This is a genomic window from Deinococcus radiodurans R1 = ATCC 13939 = DSM 20539 (genome assembly GCF_000008565.1).
Lineage (GTDB): Bacteria > Deinococcota > Deinococci > Deinococcales > Deinococcaceae > Deinococcus > Deinococcus radiodurans.
Genome location: NC_001263.1, coordinates 2,076,952 through 2,092,730, shown reverse-complemented (window position 1 = coordinate 2,092,730; position 15,779 = coordinate 2,076,952). Strand labels below are relative to the sequence as shown.

General features: G+C 67.0%; 15 protein-coding genes. 10 read left to right on the top strand and 5 right to left on the bottom strand.

Going from position 1 to position 15,779, the window contains the following annotated elements:
- Positions 1–16 precede the first annotated feature (16 nt).
- Positions 17–730 carry an esterase/lipase family protein gene (locus DR_RS10665; RefSeq protein WP_010888709.1) on the top strand — a complete coding sequence of 238 codons (714 nt, stop codon included), beginning with the start codon at positions 17–19 and terminating at the stop codon, positions 728–730.
- 76 nt (positions 731–806) lie between these two features.
- Here DR_RS10665 and DR_RS10660 read toward each other — a convergent pair whose 3' ends face one another.
- Both DR_RS10660 and DR_RS10655 read right to left on the bottom strand, forming a co-directional pair.
- The gene (locus DR_RS10660) at positions 807–1,265 is read right to left on the bottom strand and encodes a hypothetical protein (RefSeq protein WP_027479955.1); all 459 of its coding nucleotides are present in this window, start codon (positions 1,263–1,265) and stop codon (positions 807–809) included.
- A gap of 88 nt (positions 1,266–1,353) precedes the next feature.
- Positions 1,354–2,340, bottom strand: coding sequence for an MBL fold metallo-hydrolase (locus DR_RS10655; RefSeq protein WP_034350308.1), 987 nt, complete (start codon positions 2,338–2,340; stop codon positions 1,354–1,356).
- A 27-nt stretch (positions 2,341–2,367) separates the two neighbouring features.
- On the opposite strand from DR_RS10655, the gene DR_RS10650 reads away from it, so the two are divergent.
- The 5 genes from DR_RS10650 (at position 2,368) to glmM (ending at position 6,463) form a co-directional block, all read left to right on the top strand.
- A complete protein-coding gene (locus tag DR_RS10650; protein WP_051618816.1) occupies positions 2,368–2,778 on the top strand; it encodes a 2Fe-2S iron-sulfur cluster-binding protein in 411 nt (136 codons plus the stop codon).
- A gap of 3 nt (positions 2,779–2,781) precedes the next feature.
- Complete coding sequence (locus tag DR_RS10645) at positions 2,782–3,402, top strand: DNA-3-methyladenine glycosylase (RefSeq protein WP_081816034.1); 621 nt, start codon at positions 2,782–2,784, stop codon at positions 3,400–3,402.
- On the top strand, positions 3,399–3,977 hold the full coding sequence (locus DR_RS10640; RefSeq protein WP_010888704.1) for an AAA family ATPase: 579 nt from the start codon (positions 3,399–3,401) through the stop codon (positions 3,975–3,977). Before DR_RS10645 ends, DR_RS10640 begins: the two co-directional genes overlap by 4 nt.
- Positions 3,974–5,056: a DNA glycosylase AlkZ-like family protein gene (locus tag DR_RS10635; RefSeq protein WP_010888703.1), complete on the top strand. Its 1,083-nt coding sequence runs from the start codon at positions 3,974–3,976 to the stop codon at positions 5,054–5,056. Before DR_RS10640 ends, DR_RS10635 begins: the two co-directional genes overlap by 4 nt.
- A 72-nt stretch (positions 5,057–5,128) precedes the next feature.
- Positions 5,129–6,463 (top strand): phosphoglucosamine mutase, encoded by a 1,335-nt coding sequence (gene glmM, locus DR_RS10630; RefSeq protein WP_010888702.1) that lies wholly within the window; start codon positions 5,129–5,131, stop codon positions 6,461–6,463.
- A gap of 107 nt (positions 6,464–6,570) precedes the next feature.
- Here the strand turns inward: glmM and DR_RS10625 are convergent, their stop codons facing one another.
- Positions 6,571–7,677, bottom strand: a complete 1,107-nt coding sequence (locus tag DR_RS10625) for a BMP family lipoprotein (RefSeq protein WP_027479956.1) — start codon at positions 7,675–7,677, stop codon at positions 6,571–6,573.
- A gap of 227 nt (positions 7,678–7,904) precedes the next feature.
- Here DR_RS10625 and ligA point away from each other — a divergent pair, with 227 nt between their 5' ends.
- The 4 genes from ligA to DR_RS10605 all read left to right on the top strand — a co-directional run bounded on the left by ligA (position 7,905) and on the right by DR_RS10605 (position 11,524).
- A complete protein-coding gene (gene ligA, locus DR_RS10620; protein WP_051618817.1) occupies positions 7,905–9,989 on the top strand; it encodes an NAD-dependent DNA ligase LigA in 2,085 nt (694 codons plus the stop codon).
- A gap of 70 nt (positions 9,990–10,059) precedes the next feature.
- Positions 10,060–10,467, top strand: coding sequence for an Asp23/Gls24 family envelope stress response protein (locus tag DR_RS10615; protein WP_010888699.1), 408 nt, complete (start codon positions 10,060–10,062; stop codon positions 10,465–10,467).
- Positions 10,464–11,042 (top strand): transcription antitermination factor NusB, encoded by a 579-nt coding sequence (gene nusB / locus DR_RS10610; RefSeq protein WP_010888698.1) that lies wholly within the window; start codon positions 10,464–10,466, stop codon positions 11,040–11,042. The genes DR_RS10615 and nusB overlap by 4 nt, the downstream gene beginning before the upstream one ends.
- Positions 11,043–11,065: 23 nt before the next feature.
- Complete coding sequence (locus DR_RS10605; RefSeq protein WP_010888697.1) at positions 11,066–11,524, top strand: divergent PAP2 family protein; 459 nt, start codon at positions 11,066–11,068, stop codon at positions 11,522–11,524.
- 201 nt (positions 11,525–11,725) lie between these two features.
- Here the strand turns inward: DR_RS10605 and DR_RS10600 are convergent, their stop codons facing one another.
- Together DR_RS10600 and pnp are read right to left on the bottom strand one after the other, a co-directional pair.
- Positions 11,726–12,892: a prepilin peptidase gene (locus DR_RS10600; protein ID WP_010888696.1), complete on the bottom strand. Its 1,167-nt coding sequence runs from the start codon at positions 12,890–12,892 to the stop codon at positions 11,726–11,728.
- A 536-nt stretch (positions 12,893–13,428) separates the two neighbouring features.
- Positions 13,429–15,768 (bottom strand): polyribonucleotide nucleotidyltransferase, encoded by a 2,340-nt coding sequence (pnp, locus tag DR_RS10595; protein ID WP_027479957.1) that lies wholly within the window; start codon positions 15,766–15,768, stop codon positions 13,429–13,431.
- Positions 15,769–15,779 lie beyond the last annotated feature (11 nt).

Sequence of the window (15,779 nt, the reverse complement as noted above, 5' to 3'; positions counted from 1 at the left end):
AGATTGGACTGAGCATATGACTGTCCCTTTCCTGGCTTTTTCCAAACGTTTCGTCCTGTTGCCGCTCTCGGCGGCGCTGCTGGCGGGCTGTGGCACCCTGACCCAGGCTCCGTCCGAGCTGTCGGCCCAGGCCCTTGCCGCGCCGGTGCGGCATCCGGTACTGTTCGTGCACGGTTTCAACTCGGATGGCTCCATCTGGAGCCCGATGATGAACCGCTTCAAGCAGGACGGCTGGACCGACGCGCAGCTGTTCAGCTGGTCGTATGACAGCTTCAAGTCCAACGCCGTGACTGCCGACCTGCTGCGGCAGAAGGTGGACGCGATCCTGGCGCAGACCGGCGCGGCGCAAGTGGACATCGTGTCGCACTCGATGGGCGCGCTCTCCAGCCGCTACTACCTCAAGAACCTCGGCGGCACCGCCAAAGTGGACGCCTGGGTGTCGCTCGGCGGCCCCAACCACGGCACCGATTTTGCGCTGGCCTGCTCCACCGCCTCCTGCATTGAGATGCGCCAGGGCTCGTCGTTCATCAAAGCGCTCAACAGCGGCGACGAAACGCCCGGCGCGGTCCGCTACGCCACCTGGTGGTCGCCCTGCGACGCGGTCATCAACCCCAACAGCAGCGTGCCGCTCAGCGGAGCCACCAATACTAAGACCTCCTGCCTGACCCACTCGAGCCTGTACGGTGACGCCACCGTCTACACCCAGGTGCGCGACTTTATTGGCCGCTGACCCGCACTGACGACCCAAACTGAAAAGAGGGCCACTTCCTTCGCCGGGAAGTGGCCCCTTGCTGTTTCTCTCCTGCTCAGGCGCTGATGCCGCTGCCGCCGTGCAGGGTGCGCTCCACCGTTTCGGTGACTTCCTGCTCGAAGCGGCGCAGGTGCTCGCGCAGCCGCCCGAGCTCCTCGGGGCCGAGGTCGGGCAGCCACAGCACGCTGCGCCCCAGTACGGCGAAAGCGATGGGCGCTTCTTCGTCGGCATCCTCGGGGTCGAGGGGGTCGAGAATCAGGGCGCCGTAGTCCAGGCCCTGGTTGAGCAGATTCATGCCCATCAGGATGTCGGGCAGCGAGTCTTCCTCGACGTACAGGTCAAGGTCGAGGTGCAGCCGCACCAGCACGCCGCCGCGGTGGTCGGCCTCGGCAAACAGCGCCACGCGGGCGTCGCCGTCTTGCACCAGCGCGCCGTCTTCCACCGCCTCGACGGTCAGGCCACGTTCTTGCAGCGCGGCCATGATGCGCCGCAGCTCGGTCTGGGATGCCGTCATGCGGGCGAGTATAGACGGCCTGCTCGCCGGGCTCGGGAAGAGTGGCTCCATTTCATGGGGCAGAGTGGGGCAGTTCTTTTGGGGAACCTCAAGCGTGATACCGCCACACCTGCGCCCCCTCGTCCCAGGTGCGGGCGAGTTGCCCGAGCAGCCGCAGGTGTTCGAGGTGCGCGAGCGTCTCGGCCAGAGCAAAGCGGCGCCCGCCTTCGTCGAGGTCGCGCGGAAACATCGCCAGCGACAGGTCGTAGGCGCTGCGGCCCTCACGGCGAGCCTCGGCGCCGATAAAGTCCAGCCGCTCGTGGTGGTGCCCGCGCAGCTCACGGGCGCGGGCCTGCACGCCCTCCATGACCGGCCCGTGGTGCCCGACGACGGCCCGGCGCGGGTTCAGGGCTTCCAGCTTGCCCAGCGTTTGCAGGTAGTCGCCGAGGGGGTCGGGCCGGGTGTAGGCGTACAGGCCGATGTTGGGACTGATGCGCGGCAAGATGGCGTCGCCGGCAATCAGCAGGCTTTCTTCCTCGTTCCACAGGCCGAGGTGCCCGTCGGCGTGACCGGGGAGCCACAGCACTTCCCACTCGTGCCCGGCGAGCGACACGCTTTGTCCCTCGCGCAGCGGTTCCACCCGGCTGGCGGGGTGCACGCGCGGGTTCTCGGCGCGGATGCCCTCCACCGATGCCTCGGGCAGCCCGTGGTCGCGCATGTGCTTGCGGTGCCCCGGCAGCCACTCGCTCAGCATGTGCCAGTAGCGCTCGCCGCGCCCGATTTCCACGTCGAGCATCTGCACGCGCGCGCCGCTGCGTTCCTCGATGACGCCCGCGAGGCCGTAATGGTCGGGGTGGTGGTGCGTCACGATGAGGCGGTCGATGTCGGACCAGTGCCGCCCGAGTTGCGCGAGCCCGTCCTCGATGGCGGCGCGCGCCTCCGGGGTGTCGAGCGCGCAGTCGATCAGGGTCAGTGGCCCGCGCGCCGGAGCGTCGATCAGGACCGTGACCGTCTTCATGGGGTAAGGAATCGGCACTTGCAGCGCGTGCAGGCTGCCCAGCAGCGGAACGAGGGGAGCGGCGGACGATGAGGTCATGCCCGGAGTATCCCGTATCCTGACCGCATGACCGAACCCCTGATTGCCCAGCAGCAAGGCCAGCCCGTCACCATTGCCGTGGAGGGCTACGGCGAGATTCAGGCCCACTCGGGCGAGCGGCTGGTCACGGCACTGGAGCGCGGCGGGGTGGACATCCTGCACCGCTGCGGCGGCGTCGCCAAATGCACGACCTGCCGGGTGGTCTTCACGGAAGGCGAACCCGACGCCATGACGCTGGCCGAACACGACAAGTTGCAGGACAAGGGCCTGCTCGGTGAGGCGCGGCTCTCCTGCCAGATCGAGTGCGCGGAAGGCATGGCGCTGCGCCCGGTGCAGACCGAGCAAAACAGCGGCCTGGAGCGCGGCAAAGCGCCCGCCGACGTGATTGAGCCCGCCCCCGAGTGGACCACCCGCCCCGGCGCCAGCACTGAGGGCTGAGTCCTGCCGCCGCTTCCACCCCTAAATCCCGCCCACTTCGACGCCAACCCGGTGCGCCTTGCCCGCGAGCTGCTCGGAGGCACGCTGGTCCGCGTAACCCCGGACGGCCACCGCCTGAGCGGGCGAGTGGTGGAAGTGGAAGCCTACGACTGCCCGCGTGACCCGGCCTGCACCGCCGGGCGCTTTCACGCCGCCCGCAGCGCGGAAATGGCGATTGCGCCCGGTCACTGGCTGTTCTGGTTCGCGCACGGGCACCCGCTGTTGCAGGTCGCCTGCCGTCAGGAAGGGGTGAGCGCCAGCGTGCTGATCCGGGCGCTTGAGCCGCTGGAAGGGGCGGGCAAAATGCTCGATTACCGCCCTGTGACCCGCCAGCGCGACCTGACGAGCGGCCCGGCGAAACTGGTCTACGCGCTCGGCCTTGACCCCATGCAGATCAGCCACCGCCCGGTGAACAGCCCCGAACTGCACCTGCTCGCGCCGGAGACTCCGCTGGCCGACGATGAAGTCACCGTCACCGCCCGCGTAGGCATCCGCGAAGGGCGCAACCTGCCCTGGCGCTTTCTGATTCGGGGCAACGGCTGGGTGTCGCCCGCGCAGCCGAGCATGGAGCTGGCCGCGCCGTGAGCCGTCTCTTCTATCTCATCGGGCCGCCCGGCAGCGGCAAACGCACCGTGGGGCTGGAACTCACGCGGCTGACCGGCGCGGCGCTGCTCGACAACCACATCATCAATGACCCGATGTTCGCAGCGTTCGGCTTCACGGGCCAGGGCGACCCGCCCGCCGAGGTCTGGTCTTTTACCCGCCGCCTGCGGGCGCTGCTGCTGGAGGCGGTGGCGGCGGCTCCGGCGGGGGTCAGCCATATTTTCACCAACTACCTGGCAGACCTGCCCGGTGAGGCCGAGATGATAGGCAAGTTCGCGGCGCTGGCTGAGCAGCGGGGGGCCACTTTCGTCCCGGTCTTCCTGACCTGCCCCACCGAAGAACTGCGGCGCCGGATGCCGCTGCCGGAGCGCCGTGCCCGCCTGAAGTTGACCGACCCCGACACGTTGCAGGCCGTGCTGGACAGCAAAGGCGTCTTGCCTGTGCCGGAAGGCATGTTGACGCTGGACACTTCGCGGCTTTCCCCGGAGGAAGCGGCGCGGGCCATCATGGGGCACGCCGAAGCTCTCGCCCTGTCGTCCAGCAACCCTCATCCATGAACCTCGCCACCCTGCGCGCCGCCGCCTTCCGTACCCTCACCCCGCAGCCGGACGTGCAAACGGCGCTCAGCGCCCTCGGGTTCCTGCAAGCCGACCCCATCCGCGCCCCGGCCAGGGCGCAGGATTTGACGCTGATGGGGCGGGTGCGGGGCTACCGCGCGGGCGACCTCGAACGCCTTTACCCCGCGCTCGACGCCGAAGAGGACATGCTCCCCAACTACGGCTTTTTCCCGCGTGAGACGCAAAAGCTGCTGCACCCGCGCGAGGTCGGCGTGACCCGCATCGAGCGCGAGCACCCGGAACTTCTGGACGAGGTGCGGGGGCTGCTGCGTGAGCGCGCAGAACTCCACCCCCGCGAGGCCGACACCTTGATTGGCCGGGGCCGCGTCGGCAACGCCTGGGGCGGCCAGAGCAGCGCCACCACTCGCGCCCTGGACGCGCTGCACTACCGGGGCGAGGCCCGCGTGACCCGCCGGGTGTCCGGCGTGCGGCTTTACGGCCCGGCTCCCCATCTGGCCGAGTTGCGCCGCGACCCCCTTCCTGATGCGGAGCGGCTGCGCGGTGCGGTGCACCTGCTCGCTGCGCTGTACGGCCCGCTGCCCGAGGCGAGTTTGGGCTACCTCGTCACCCTCTCGCGCTTCGGCTTTCCGCACCTGCACGGCGAACTGCGCGCGGCGTTCAAGCGGGCGGCCCGTGAAGAACTGGCGGGCGCGGTGGTGGACGGCGTGCGCTACGTGTGGCCCGCCGAGTGGAATCTTGAAGATGTGCCCGCGCCCAGAGGCGTCCGCATCGTCGGTCCCTTCGACCCGCTGGTGTGGGACCGTCGCCGCTTTGAACACCTGCACGGCTGGGCGTACAAGCTGGAGGCGTATACGCCCGCCGCGAAACGGCAGTTCGGGTACTACGCGCTGCCGGTCTTCAGCGGGGAAAAGGCGGTGGGGTGGGCCAATCTGAAGGGAGAGGGCGGTGAGCTGAAGGCCGACCTACACTTCCTGCCCGGCGTTCGGCAAACGAAGACTTTGGCATCGGGGGTGGAGAAAGAGTTGGGGCGGTACCGGGCGTTTCTCGGCCTCGCCTGACGGCCTCGTAGTCAGTCATCCCCATCTTGAGCCTCGTACACACGGCACTCACCGACGTATCATGGCGAGGATATGACAGAACGCAAGTATTTCGGGACGGACGGCGTGCGGGCCGTCGCCGGTGAATTTCCACTGACCCCCGCCTGGGTGATGGCCCTCGGCGCGGCGGCGGGCGAGGTCTTCAAGCGCCGCAACCCGCGCGCCAGCGTGGTCATCGGCAAGGACACCCGCCAGAGCGGCGACATGCTCGAAGCCGCGCTCGCGGCGGGCCTGACCAGCCGGGGCGTGAATGTCGTGCACCTCGGCGTGCTGCCCACCCCCGGCGTCAGTTACCTCACCCGGCACCTCGGCGCCGAGGCGGGCGTGGTCATCAGCGCCTCGCACAACCCTTACGAGGACAACGGCATCAAGTTTTTTGGCCCCGGCGGCGGCAAGCTCAGCGACGCCACCGAACTCGAAATCGAAGCGGCCATTGACGAGGCGGCCACCCTCGCCCCGGTGACCGGCGTGAATCTCGGCAGCGTGACCAACTATACGGAGGCCGAGCGGCTCTACACGGCGTTCCTGAGTTCGCACGCGCCCGACCTCTCGGGGATGCGGATTGCGCTCGACTGTGCCAACGGTGCGGCGTACCGGGTGGCCCCCAAGGTGTTTCAGCAGGCGGGTGCCGACGTGTTCGCCGTCTACACCACCCCCGACGGGCGCAACATCAACCGGGGCTGCGGCTCCACCCACATGGACCACCTGCGCCTGATCGTGCGTGAGGGCGACTATGACCTCGGCATCGCCTTCGACGGAGACGCCGACCGCGCCCTGTTCGTGGACTCGCGCGGCAACATGATTCACGGCGACCACATGCTGCTGCTCAGCGCCCGCGCGCGCGGCGAGAAAGCCGTGGTGGCGACCATCATGACCAACATGGCGCTCGAAGTGAAGCTGCAAGAAGCGGGCCTGACGCTGGAGCGCACCGCTGTGGGTGACCGTTACGTGCACGAGCGCCTGCACGCCAAGGGCCTGAACCTCGGCGGCGAGCAGAGCGGTCACGTCCTCTTTCTCGACGTTTCGCCCACCGGCGACGGCGTACTGACCGCGCTGCTGACGCTGAGCAGCATGAAAAAGCTCGGCACCACGCTCGACGCCCTGTACGACGAACTGGTGATGTTTCCGCAAACGCTGGTCAATGTCCGGGTGAAGGACAAGAAAGCCATCGCCAGTGACCCCGCCGTGCAGCACGCCGTTGCCGACGCTGAGAAGCAACTTGCGGGCAAGGGCCGGATCAACCTGCGGCCCTCAGGCACCGAAAACCTCATCCGGGTGATGGTCGAAGGCCAGGACGAGGGCGAAATCCACGACATCGCCGCCGCCGTCGCCAAAGTGGTGGAGGAGCGGGGAGCAGCGGGCGCCTGAGCTTTGCTCGCTGACTGGCCCGGTGTCCTTTGAGGATGCTGGGCCTTTTCTGTGTTCACGGCACCAAAAAAACCGCCCCCGAAGGAGCGGCTCTTAAGAGGTTGAGCTTACTTGGTCGGCACCTTGATCTGGCCCTTGATGATCTGCTGCTTGACAGCTTCGACCTTGGCGATCTGGGCAGCGGGCAGCAGGGCCTTGTTGTACTGGTCCACCGCGTAGGCGACGCCGCCGTCCTTGAGGCCGAAGCGGCGCTCGCCGGCCTTGAACTTGTCGTTCTTGACTTCGTTGATCAGGGCGTACACCGCGTTGTCCACCCGCTTGACCATGCTGGTCAGGCCGTGGTTGAGGGTCGCGGGGTTCTTGTCGAAGTCGCCGAGGTAGTTCTGGTTGCTGTCCACGCCAATAAAGAACATTGGGCGGGTGTTGCCCGTGCAGGCCTTGGCATAGGCGGCGCTCTTCTTGACGTTCTTGAAGTTGTCGGACTTGAAGGTCACGCCCTTGGGAAGCTGAGAGGCGTTGAGGCAGGGGGTCTGTTTGATGTAATCGATCAGGCCGTTGCCGGAGCCGCCCGCCGCCGCGAAGATGATGTCGGCGCCGCGCCCACGCATGTTGGCGGCGATTTCCTTGGCCTTGCCGGGGTTGTTCCAGGCTTCGGGGGTGTTGCCCACGTACTGCGAGATGATGGTGGCCTTGGGGTTGGCGGCCTTCACGCCCGCGCGGTAGCCGGCTTCGAACTTGTGGATCAGCGGAATGTTCATGCCGCCGATAAAGCCCACCACGCCCGTCGAGGAGTTCATGGCGGCGAGGTAGCCCACGAGGTAGCTGCCCTGCTCTTCGTTGAACACCAGGCTGGCGACGTTCTTGGCGGTGCTCACGTCGTCCACCAGACCGAAGTACAGGTCGGGGTTTTCCTTGGCGACCTGGGTGATGCTGGCGTTGTTGGAAAAGCCCACGCCGATGGTCAGGTCAAAGCCTTCCTTGGCAAAGGAGCGCACGCCCTGGATGATCTGGCTGGGGTCGCTGGGCTCAAAGTCCTTGACCTGAATGCCGAGCTTCTTGGCGGCAAGCTGGCTGCCTTCGTAGGCGCTCTGGTTAAAGCTCTTGTCGGCCTTGCCGCCGGCGTCGTAGGCCATCCCCACGCGCACGGCCTGTGCCGAAGCGACGGAAGCGCCGAGGGTGCTCAGGGTGAGGGCCAGGGTTACAAATTTTTTCATGGGGTCTCCTGGGGAAACAGAAAAACGGGTCAAACGGGCGTTGGCCTCAGGTCTGCGCGAGTTGTCTGCTCAAACCACCGTCAAGTATAAAGAACCGCAGTGAGCGCAGGGCAAGAAGCCTGATGTGCCCCTGACGGGGGGGTGAGAAAAAGCGCCCTGCTCTGAAAAACTGGCTGCCCCCATTCTGCCCTGAACCGAACGGCGAGGCGGTGCGTTACCCTGGGCGCATGACCGACGCGCCGCCCGACCCCCGCGCCCGCTACCTGGCCCTCCGCGACGAGGTGGCGCTGCATAACCGCGCCTACTACGAGCAGGACGCCCCCACCATTCCCGACGACGAGTACGACCGGCTGGCCCGCGAGCTGCGCGAACTCGAAGCGGCGCATCCCGAATTCGCAGACGACCACAGCCCGGTGCAAACGGTGGGCGGCGCTCCGAGCAGCGCGTTCGAGCCGGTGACGCATCCCACCCAGATGACCAGCCTCGACAACGTCTTCGACGACGACGAACTGCGCGACTGGCAGGAAAAGCTCGCCCGCTCGCTGGGGCTCCCGCTCGACACCGACGATTTCACCTTTACCGGCGAGCTGAAAATCGACGGCCTGAGCGTCAACCTCTATTACCTCGACGGCGAGTTGCAGTGGGCGGCCACGCGCGGCAACGGGCGGGTGGGCGAAATCGTGACGGCGCAGGTACTGACCATTCCCGATATTCCCCAGAAGCTTGAAGGTCTGAAGGGCGAACTCGAAGTGCGCGGCGAGGTCTACTTGTCGCGCGCCGACTTCGCCGCCTTCAATGCGCAGGCCGAAGAACTCGGCACGCCGCTGCTGAAAAACCCCCGCAACGGCGCGGCGGGAGCGCTGCGGCAAAAAGACCCCGAGGTGACGCGCACCCGGCACCTGAAGGCGATTTTGTACGCCGTGGGCAAGCGCGACGGCGTGCCCGCCCGCACCCAGTGGGAAGTGCTGGAGTGGCTCAGCGCCCAGGGCTTTCCTACCAGCCGCTCCTCCGAGCACCTGCGCGGCATCGCCGCCGCCGCCGACTACCACGCCCGCATGATTCGCGCCCACGCCGACTTCGAGTTCGACGCCGACGGTACGGTGCTCAAGCTCGATTCGCTCTCGCAGCAGGAAGAAGCGGGCTTCACGTCGCGTGCGCCCCGCTGGGCGATTGCCTACAAGTTCCCGGTGGAGGAAGTCGAAACGGTGCTCGAAAGCATCACGGTGAACGTGGGCCGCACCGGCAAACTCGCGCCGCTCGCTCACCTGTCGCCCCGGCTGATCGAGGGCAGCACGGTCAGTAAGGCGACCCTGCACAACGAGGACTACATCCGCGATATGGACCTGCGGGTGGGCGACACCGTGCTGGTGCGCAAATCGGGCGGCGTGATTCCCCAGATTATGCGGGTGCTGCCCGACAAGCGCCCGGCGGACGCCGCGCCATTTGAGTTCCCCACTCACTGTCCGGTCTGCGGGCACGAGGCGGTGCGTGCCGAGGGCGACGCCAACACCTACTGCCCCAACCCCGCCTGCCCCGCCCAGAGCTTCGAGCGCATTCGCTACTTCGTCTCGCGCGGGGCGATGGACGTGCGCGGCATCGGGGAAAAGCTGGTCACGCAGCTGTTGCACGAGGGCCTGATTCACGATGCGGCGGGCCTCTATACCCTCAGCGCCGAGCAGCTCGCGGGGCTGGAGCGCGGCGGTGAGAAAAAGGCGGGGAACATCCTGGGCCAGCTTGAGGCGAGCAAGACCAAACCTCTATGGCGTCTCATCAACGCGCTCGGTATGAGCCACGTGGGGCAGCGCAACGCCCAGGCCCTCGCCCGCGCGTTCGGCACGCTGGAAGGGTTGCTCGCGGCCACCCCAGAGCAGATCGAGGCGGTCCCCGGCCTGGGCGGCATCATCGCGCAGAGTGTCACGGCGTCGCTGGCCGACCCCGCCATGCGCGACCTCATCGCCCGCTTGCAGGCGAGCGGCGTCGCTCCCCAGGCCGAGGAAGTGACCCGCACCGACCAGCTCTCGGGGTTGAACTTCGTTCTGACCGGTGCCCTCTCGCGCCCGCGTGAAGTCATCAAGGCCGAACTCGAAGCGGCAGGCGGGCGCGTGACCGGCAGCGTGACCAAAAAGACCAGCTATCTTGTCGCGGGCGAGGACGCGGGCAGCAAGCTGGCGCGGGCCGGCGAACTCGGCGTGCCGGTGCTCGACGAGGCGGGGCTGGCGGCGCTGCTCGCCGAACGTGGGCTGGGCGAACGTGGAGTGGCCGAAGATGGAATGTCAGGGGCCGAAACTGAGGCGGCCCCCGCTGAAAGCTGACCGCCGGCTGCTACCCTAGTCTGACAAGCGGCGCGGCTCACCACTCTCCCGCGCCCGGAGGCACACGAGCATGACCACCCCCGAAGTAGACATCAGCAAAAGCGTGCTGCTCGATATCGCATCGACCACGCTCGACCACATCGAAGGCGTCGAGATCGCGCCCGCTCCCCTCAAGGTGGGCGAGGTCATTCGCAACCAGCCCGGCGCCCGGCGCCCGCGCGCCCTGCGCGTGACCCGCGAAGGCCAGGAAGTGACGGTGGACGTGGGCCTGAACATCGAGTACGGCCAGCACCTCGTCAAGGTCTCGCAGCAGGCGCAGCGCTCGATCTGTGAGAACATCGAACTGATGACAGGACTCAAGGTCAAGACCGTCAACATCTCGGTGCAGGGCGTGTGCGTGCCCAAGGAGCAGCCCGGTGCCAGGGCGCAGAGCAGCGTCAAACCCTCGGCCACCGCAAAAGGCCAGGGCGCGAGTTGACCCGCCGCCGTGAAAAAGCCGTGCAGCCGGTGGGCACCCGCCGCGCTGCCCGTGAATTCGTCTTCCGCGTGCTGTTCGAGGCCGACCGGGGCGACGTGCCGCTTCAGGCTGTCTTTACCCGTGCCGAGGGCGTCATGCGCGAGGGCGACGACACCTTTCCGCAACTCGGCCCGGATGCCCTGCACTTTGCCGAGGAACTCGTCACGGGCCTGGAGCGCCACCGCGAAGCCATCGACGACGTGCTGCACCGCACCATCCGGGGCTGGACCTTCGACCAGATGGCCCAGACCGACCTCAACGTGCTGCGCCTCGCCACCTACGAGCTGATGTACACCCCCGAGCCGCACCCGCCGGTCATCGAAAGCGCCGTGCGGATCGCCCGCAAGTTCGGCGGCGACGACTCGGGCCGCTTCGTCAACGGCGTGCTGGCCGGGCTGTCGCGCAACCTGCGTGAAGAAGTGGGGGAAAGCCCGGCAGCAGACATGACCGCACCAGCCCCGGCAGACACGGCCCCGGCAGACACGGCCCCGGCAGACCCGGCAGCGAGCGAGCCCGACGAGCCCCGCGACGCCTGAGCCGACGTTTTGCCGGAGCTGCTGTGACGACCCTGACTGAGCTGCTGAGCAACCGCTGGCTGTGGGCGGCAGTGTTCGCTTCCCTGGGGGCGCAGGTGCTCAAGGTGCTGCTGATTTTGCTGCTGGAGCGGCGCTGGCACCCCGGCGCCTTTATGGAAACCGGCGGGATGCCGAGCAGCCACTCGGCGATGGTCAGCGCCCTGAGCACCGGCATCGGCCTTACCGAGGGCTGGGACACGCCGCTGTTCGCCATCGCCGCCACCTTCGCCCTGATCGTGATGTACGACGCGAGCGGGGTGCGCCACTCCTCGGGGGTGCAGGCCCGGCTCCTCAACGAGCTGATCGAGGAACTGCGCGCGGTCGTCCGCGAGGGCTTCGCGCCCAAGCCGCTGCGGGTGCTGATGGGCCACACCTATTCAGAAGTGTTCGTGGGCACGCTGATCGGAATTTTCGCGGGGTGGCTGGCGTTCCGGGTGCTGTAGAGCATTTAATGGGATGAGGTTTCGTTAGATTTAGCCTGGACGCCCCCTCACCCCTGCCTTTGGCAGGCCCTCTCCCACCAGTGGAGAGGGTCAAGACCACAAAGCATCTTTTCATTAAATGCCTTGAGAAGAGACGAAAAAAGGAAGGGCCTTTCCGGTGAAACTGGCGGAAAGGCCCTTCCTTTTTGGTCTTTATCGCCGTTACATCCCTAGCAGCCCCCGGTACCAGTCCAGCAGCGGCCCGCCCCACAGCAGCGCGACGACGGCCCCCAGGGCGAGGTAAGGGCCGAACTTGACCCGGTTTTCCTGCTTGAGCGCGAGTTGCACCAGCCCCAGCACGGCGCCCGCAAAAATTGCCACCACCACGGCAAGCAGCAGCCGCTCCCAGCCCAGAAAGGCGCCAATCACAGCGGCGAGCTTCACGTCCCCGAAGCCCATCGCCACCGGGTCACTCTGCTCGTCGTCGGTGCCGTCGTCTTCAGCCTGCTTGTTGCGCCGCCAGTAGATCCACCAGTACACGCCGCAGACGAGCGAGACGGCGCCCGCCGCCATCAGGCCGCCGCGCAGCATGTCGAGCAGGCCCGGCCCTGTGCCCGCGCTGCTCAGGGCGAGGCTGACCAGAAAGCCGCCCAGCGTGAGCAGTTCAGGAATCCGCACGGCCTTTTTCGCCGCCACGTTGACCGCCGCCGAGAGCAGCGCGACGCCCAGGCCCCACCACGGCCCCAGCCACGCGCCTGCCAGCAGCCCCAGGCTGATTTGCTGGTAACCGATGGGCGCTTCAGGCCACTGCCGTTCGCGGAAGCGCCGCAGCACCCACGAGCCGTACACGCTGATCAAGACGATGACGCCCGCGCCCATCAGCGCGCCTTCCACCGCCTGCGCGACGTTGGGCAGGCCCAACTGACCCTCCTGCGCGTAGAGCCCCGCGCCCGCGAGCCCGAACAGCACGCCGAGCAGGGTGCCGGGCAGCGTCAGCTCGTCAGGGAGAGTCATGGTGTCGAGGTCAATCGCGCTGCCGACGAGCAAAATCGTGAACAGCACCATCAGTCCCAGCGTGCCCGCCTCGTAGGTGCTCAGCGGAAACGTCGCGGCAATGACGGCGTAGGCGACGCCCGTGAGCAGTTCCACCACCGGATAGCGCGGGTTAATGGGTGCGCGGCAGTAGCGGCAGCGGCCTCCCAGCGCCAGCCAGGAAAAGACCGGCACGAGGTCGGTGGGCTTGAGCGGATGGTCGCACTTGGGGCAGTGGCTCGGCGGAAAAGCGATGTTTTCGCCTCTCGGCAGGCGCCAGATCAGCACATTGGAAAAAGACCCCACCAGCAGGCCCAGCAGCCCGGCGAAGAGGACGATGAGGGTGTCGACGTTCACCCGCCCAGCCTACGGGCCGGGGCGTCACAGGGACCTGTCACACGGATTTGGACTCTCGTCCGCGCGTCTGGGAAAAGCATCCGTATGTGCTCTGCGCCGTTCACACCCGTAGCTTCTCTGGCTCAAAAAACAGCTTGCAGGAGCAAACTCTTGTTCAGAGTGGGGTCAGGAGCAGCAGGGAAGAATAAACCCATGTCCATGCCTGTCGCCAGTCCGCCCACCGTCGTGACCTCATGGCACTGGGCGCTGACCGTCGCTGCCAGCTTGTTTACCGTCTTGGGAGGCTGGGCCTGGGGACGGCATCTGCCAGGGCTGCGGCTGCTAGCGGTTCTGGGTGCGCTGGTGGGGATAGGTATGTTTGTCTCCCTCACCTTTTTCGCTGGCGTCCCAGTTTATTACGGCCTTGCGCCGCTGCTGCTTGGCCGGGTAGGTGTTCTGTCTGGACGGGCAACCCACCCCAAAGCTGTACACAGAGCATAAAAAAGGAAGGGCACCTCGACGGCCCCTTCCTCTAAAGATAAATCTCCTGCTTTCGCTCAGTCCTCGCGTCTCGGGAAGACTGGCGCAGCGGGTGCGTCACTGCTCTGACTGCTTTCCTGAGTCGCGGGAGCCGTTGCCGGACGCTCCGTACGCTGGCCTTCAGGCCGTTCGGAGCGGGCACCTTCAGGACGTGGGCCACGGTCGCTGAACTCGCGGCGCGGTCCCCGGTCCCCTCCCCGGTCACTGTCACGGCGGGGGCCACGGTCGCCACCACGCGGGGCGCGGGGCTCACGCAGCGGCACTTTGCCTTCGAGTTCCGGGCGGATCAGGTCGATCTTGCCCCGGTCGTCGATGTTGGCAATTTTGACCTTGAGCTTGTCGCCCACCGTCAGCACGTCCTCGACATTCTCCACGCGCTGCTCGCTGAGTTGCGAGATGTGCAGCATGCCGTCCTGGCCGGGGAACAGGTTCACGAAGGCGCCGAAGGGCGCAATCTTGACCACGGTGCCCTCGAACTCCTCGCCGACCTTGGCTTCCTTGGTTACGGCCTCGATGCGGGCCTTCACCGCTTCGGCGCTTTCGCCCGAGGCGCTGAAAATGCGGACGGTGCCGTCTTCCTCGATGGTGACCTGTGCGCCCATCGCCTCGAGTTCGCGCACCTGCTTGCCGCCGGGGCCGATGACTTTGCCGATCAGTTCGGGGTTGATTTTCAGACTCAGGATGTGCGGCGCGGTGGGCGAGAGTTCGGCGCGCGGGGCGGCCAGTACCTCGGCCATCTTACCCAGGATGTGCAGGCGGCCTTCCTTGGCCTGCGCCAGCGCCTCACGCATGATCTGCGGGGTGATGCCGCCCACCTTGATGTCCATTTGCAGCGCCGTGACGCCCTCGGCGGTGCCGCAGACCTTGAAGTCCATGTCGCCCAGCGCGTCTTCCAGACCCAGGATGTCGGTCAGCACGCGGTAGTTGTCACCTTCCATCACCAGGCCCATCGCCACGCCCGCGACCGGGGCTTTGAGCGGCACGCCCGCGTCCATCAGCGAAAGGGTGCCCGCGCACACAGTGCCCATCGAGCTGCTGCCGTTGGACTCCAGCACGTCGCCCACCACGCGAATCACGTAGGGAAACTCCTCGAAAGAGGGCAGCACCGCCCGGATGGCACGCTTGGCGAGGTTGCCGTGCCCGATTTCGCGGCGCGACTGCCCGCCCATGCGCTTGACCTCGCCGGTGGAGTAGGGCGGGAAGTTGTAGTGCAGCAGGAACTTGTCGCCGCTTTCGGCAGTCAGGTCGTCGATCAGGATCTCGTCGCGCTCGGTGCCCAGGGTGGTCACGCCCAGCACCTGCGTCTCGCCACGCGTGAACACCGCGCTGCCGTGGGCGGTGGGCAGGGGCCGCGCCTCGATCCAGATGGGCCGCACGGTCTTGGAGTCGCGACCATCGGCGCGCAGGTTTTCTTCCAGAATCAGGCGGCGCAGTTCGCGCTTCTCAACCTTACCGAAAGCGTCCTTGAGCGCCTGGGTCAGTTCGGCACTCCCCTCGGCGGTGGGGTCGGGCACATAGCCCTCGATCAGGCCGTTGCGCAGCGCCTTGAGCCGCGCGCTGCGGTCCTTTTTGCCGTGCGTGAGCAGCGCGTCGCGCAGGCCGGCAGCTTTGGCCTTCTCGGTGAGTTCGGGCACGTAGTCGTTGGCGGGGCCTTCCTCGGCCAGAAAGTTGAACTTCTCGTGGCCGACTTCGGCGCGCATCTGCTCGATCAGGGCAATCACGCCCTGCATCTCGGCGTGCGCGAATTCGATGGCGCCGACCAGATCGTCCTCGCTGACCGTCTGGGCGCCGCACTCCACCATCATCACGGCCTCGCGGGTGCCCGCCACCACCAGGTCCATGCGGCTGCGAGTGAGTTGCTCAGTGGTGGGGTTGACCACGTACTGGCCGTCGATCTGGCCCACGCGCACGCAGGCGGTCGGGCCGGCCCAGGGAATGTCGCTGATGCTCAGCGCGGCGGCAGCGCCAATTGGCCCCAGCACGTCGGGCGCGTTCTGGCCGTCGGCGGAAAGCACCGTGATGATGACCTGCGTTTCGTGGCGGTAGCCCTTGGGAAACAGCGGGCGAATCTGGCGGTCGGTGATGCGCGCCGAGAGAATGGCCTTTTCGCCGGGGCGGCCCTCGCGGCGCTGAAAGGAACCGGGAATCTTGCCCACGGCGTAGTGGCGCTCTTCGAATTCCACCGTCAGCGGCAAAAAGTCGAGCTTGCTCTGGGTGTCGCTGGCCTGGGCGGTCACCAGCAGCAGGGTGTCGCCGTAGCGCACGGTCACGCTGCCGCTCACCAGCTTGGCGAGCTTGCCCGTCTCGATGCTCAGTTCGCGTCCGCCGAGCATCGTGGTAAAGGTCTTTCCAATCATGGGGGGCAGTC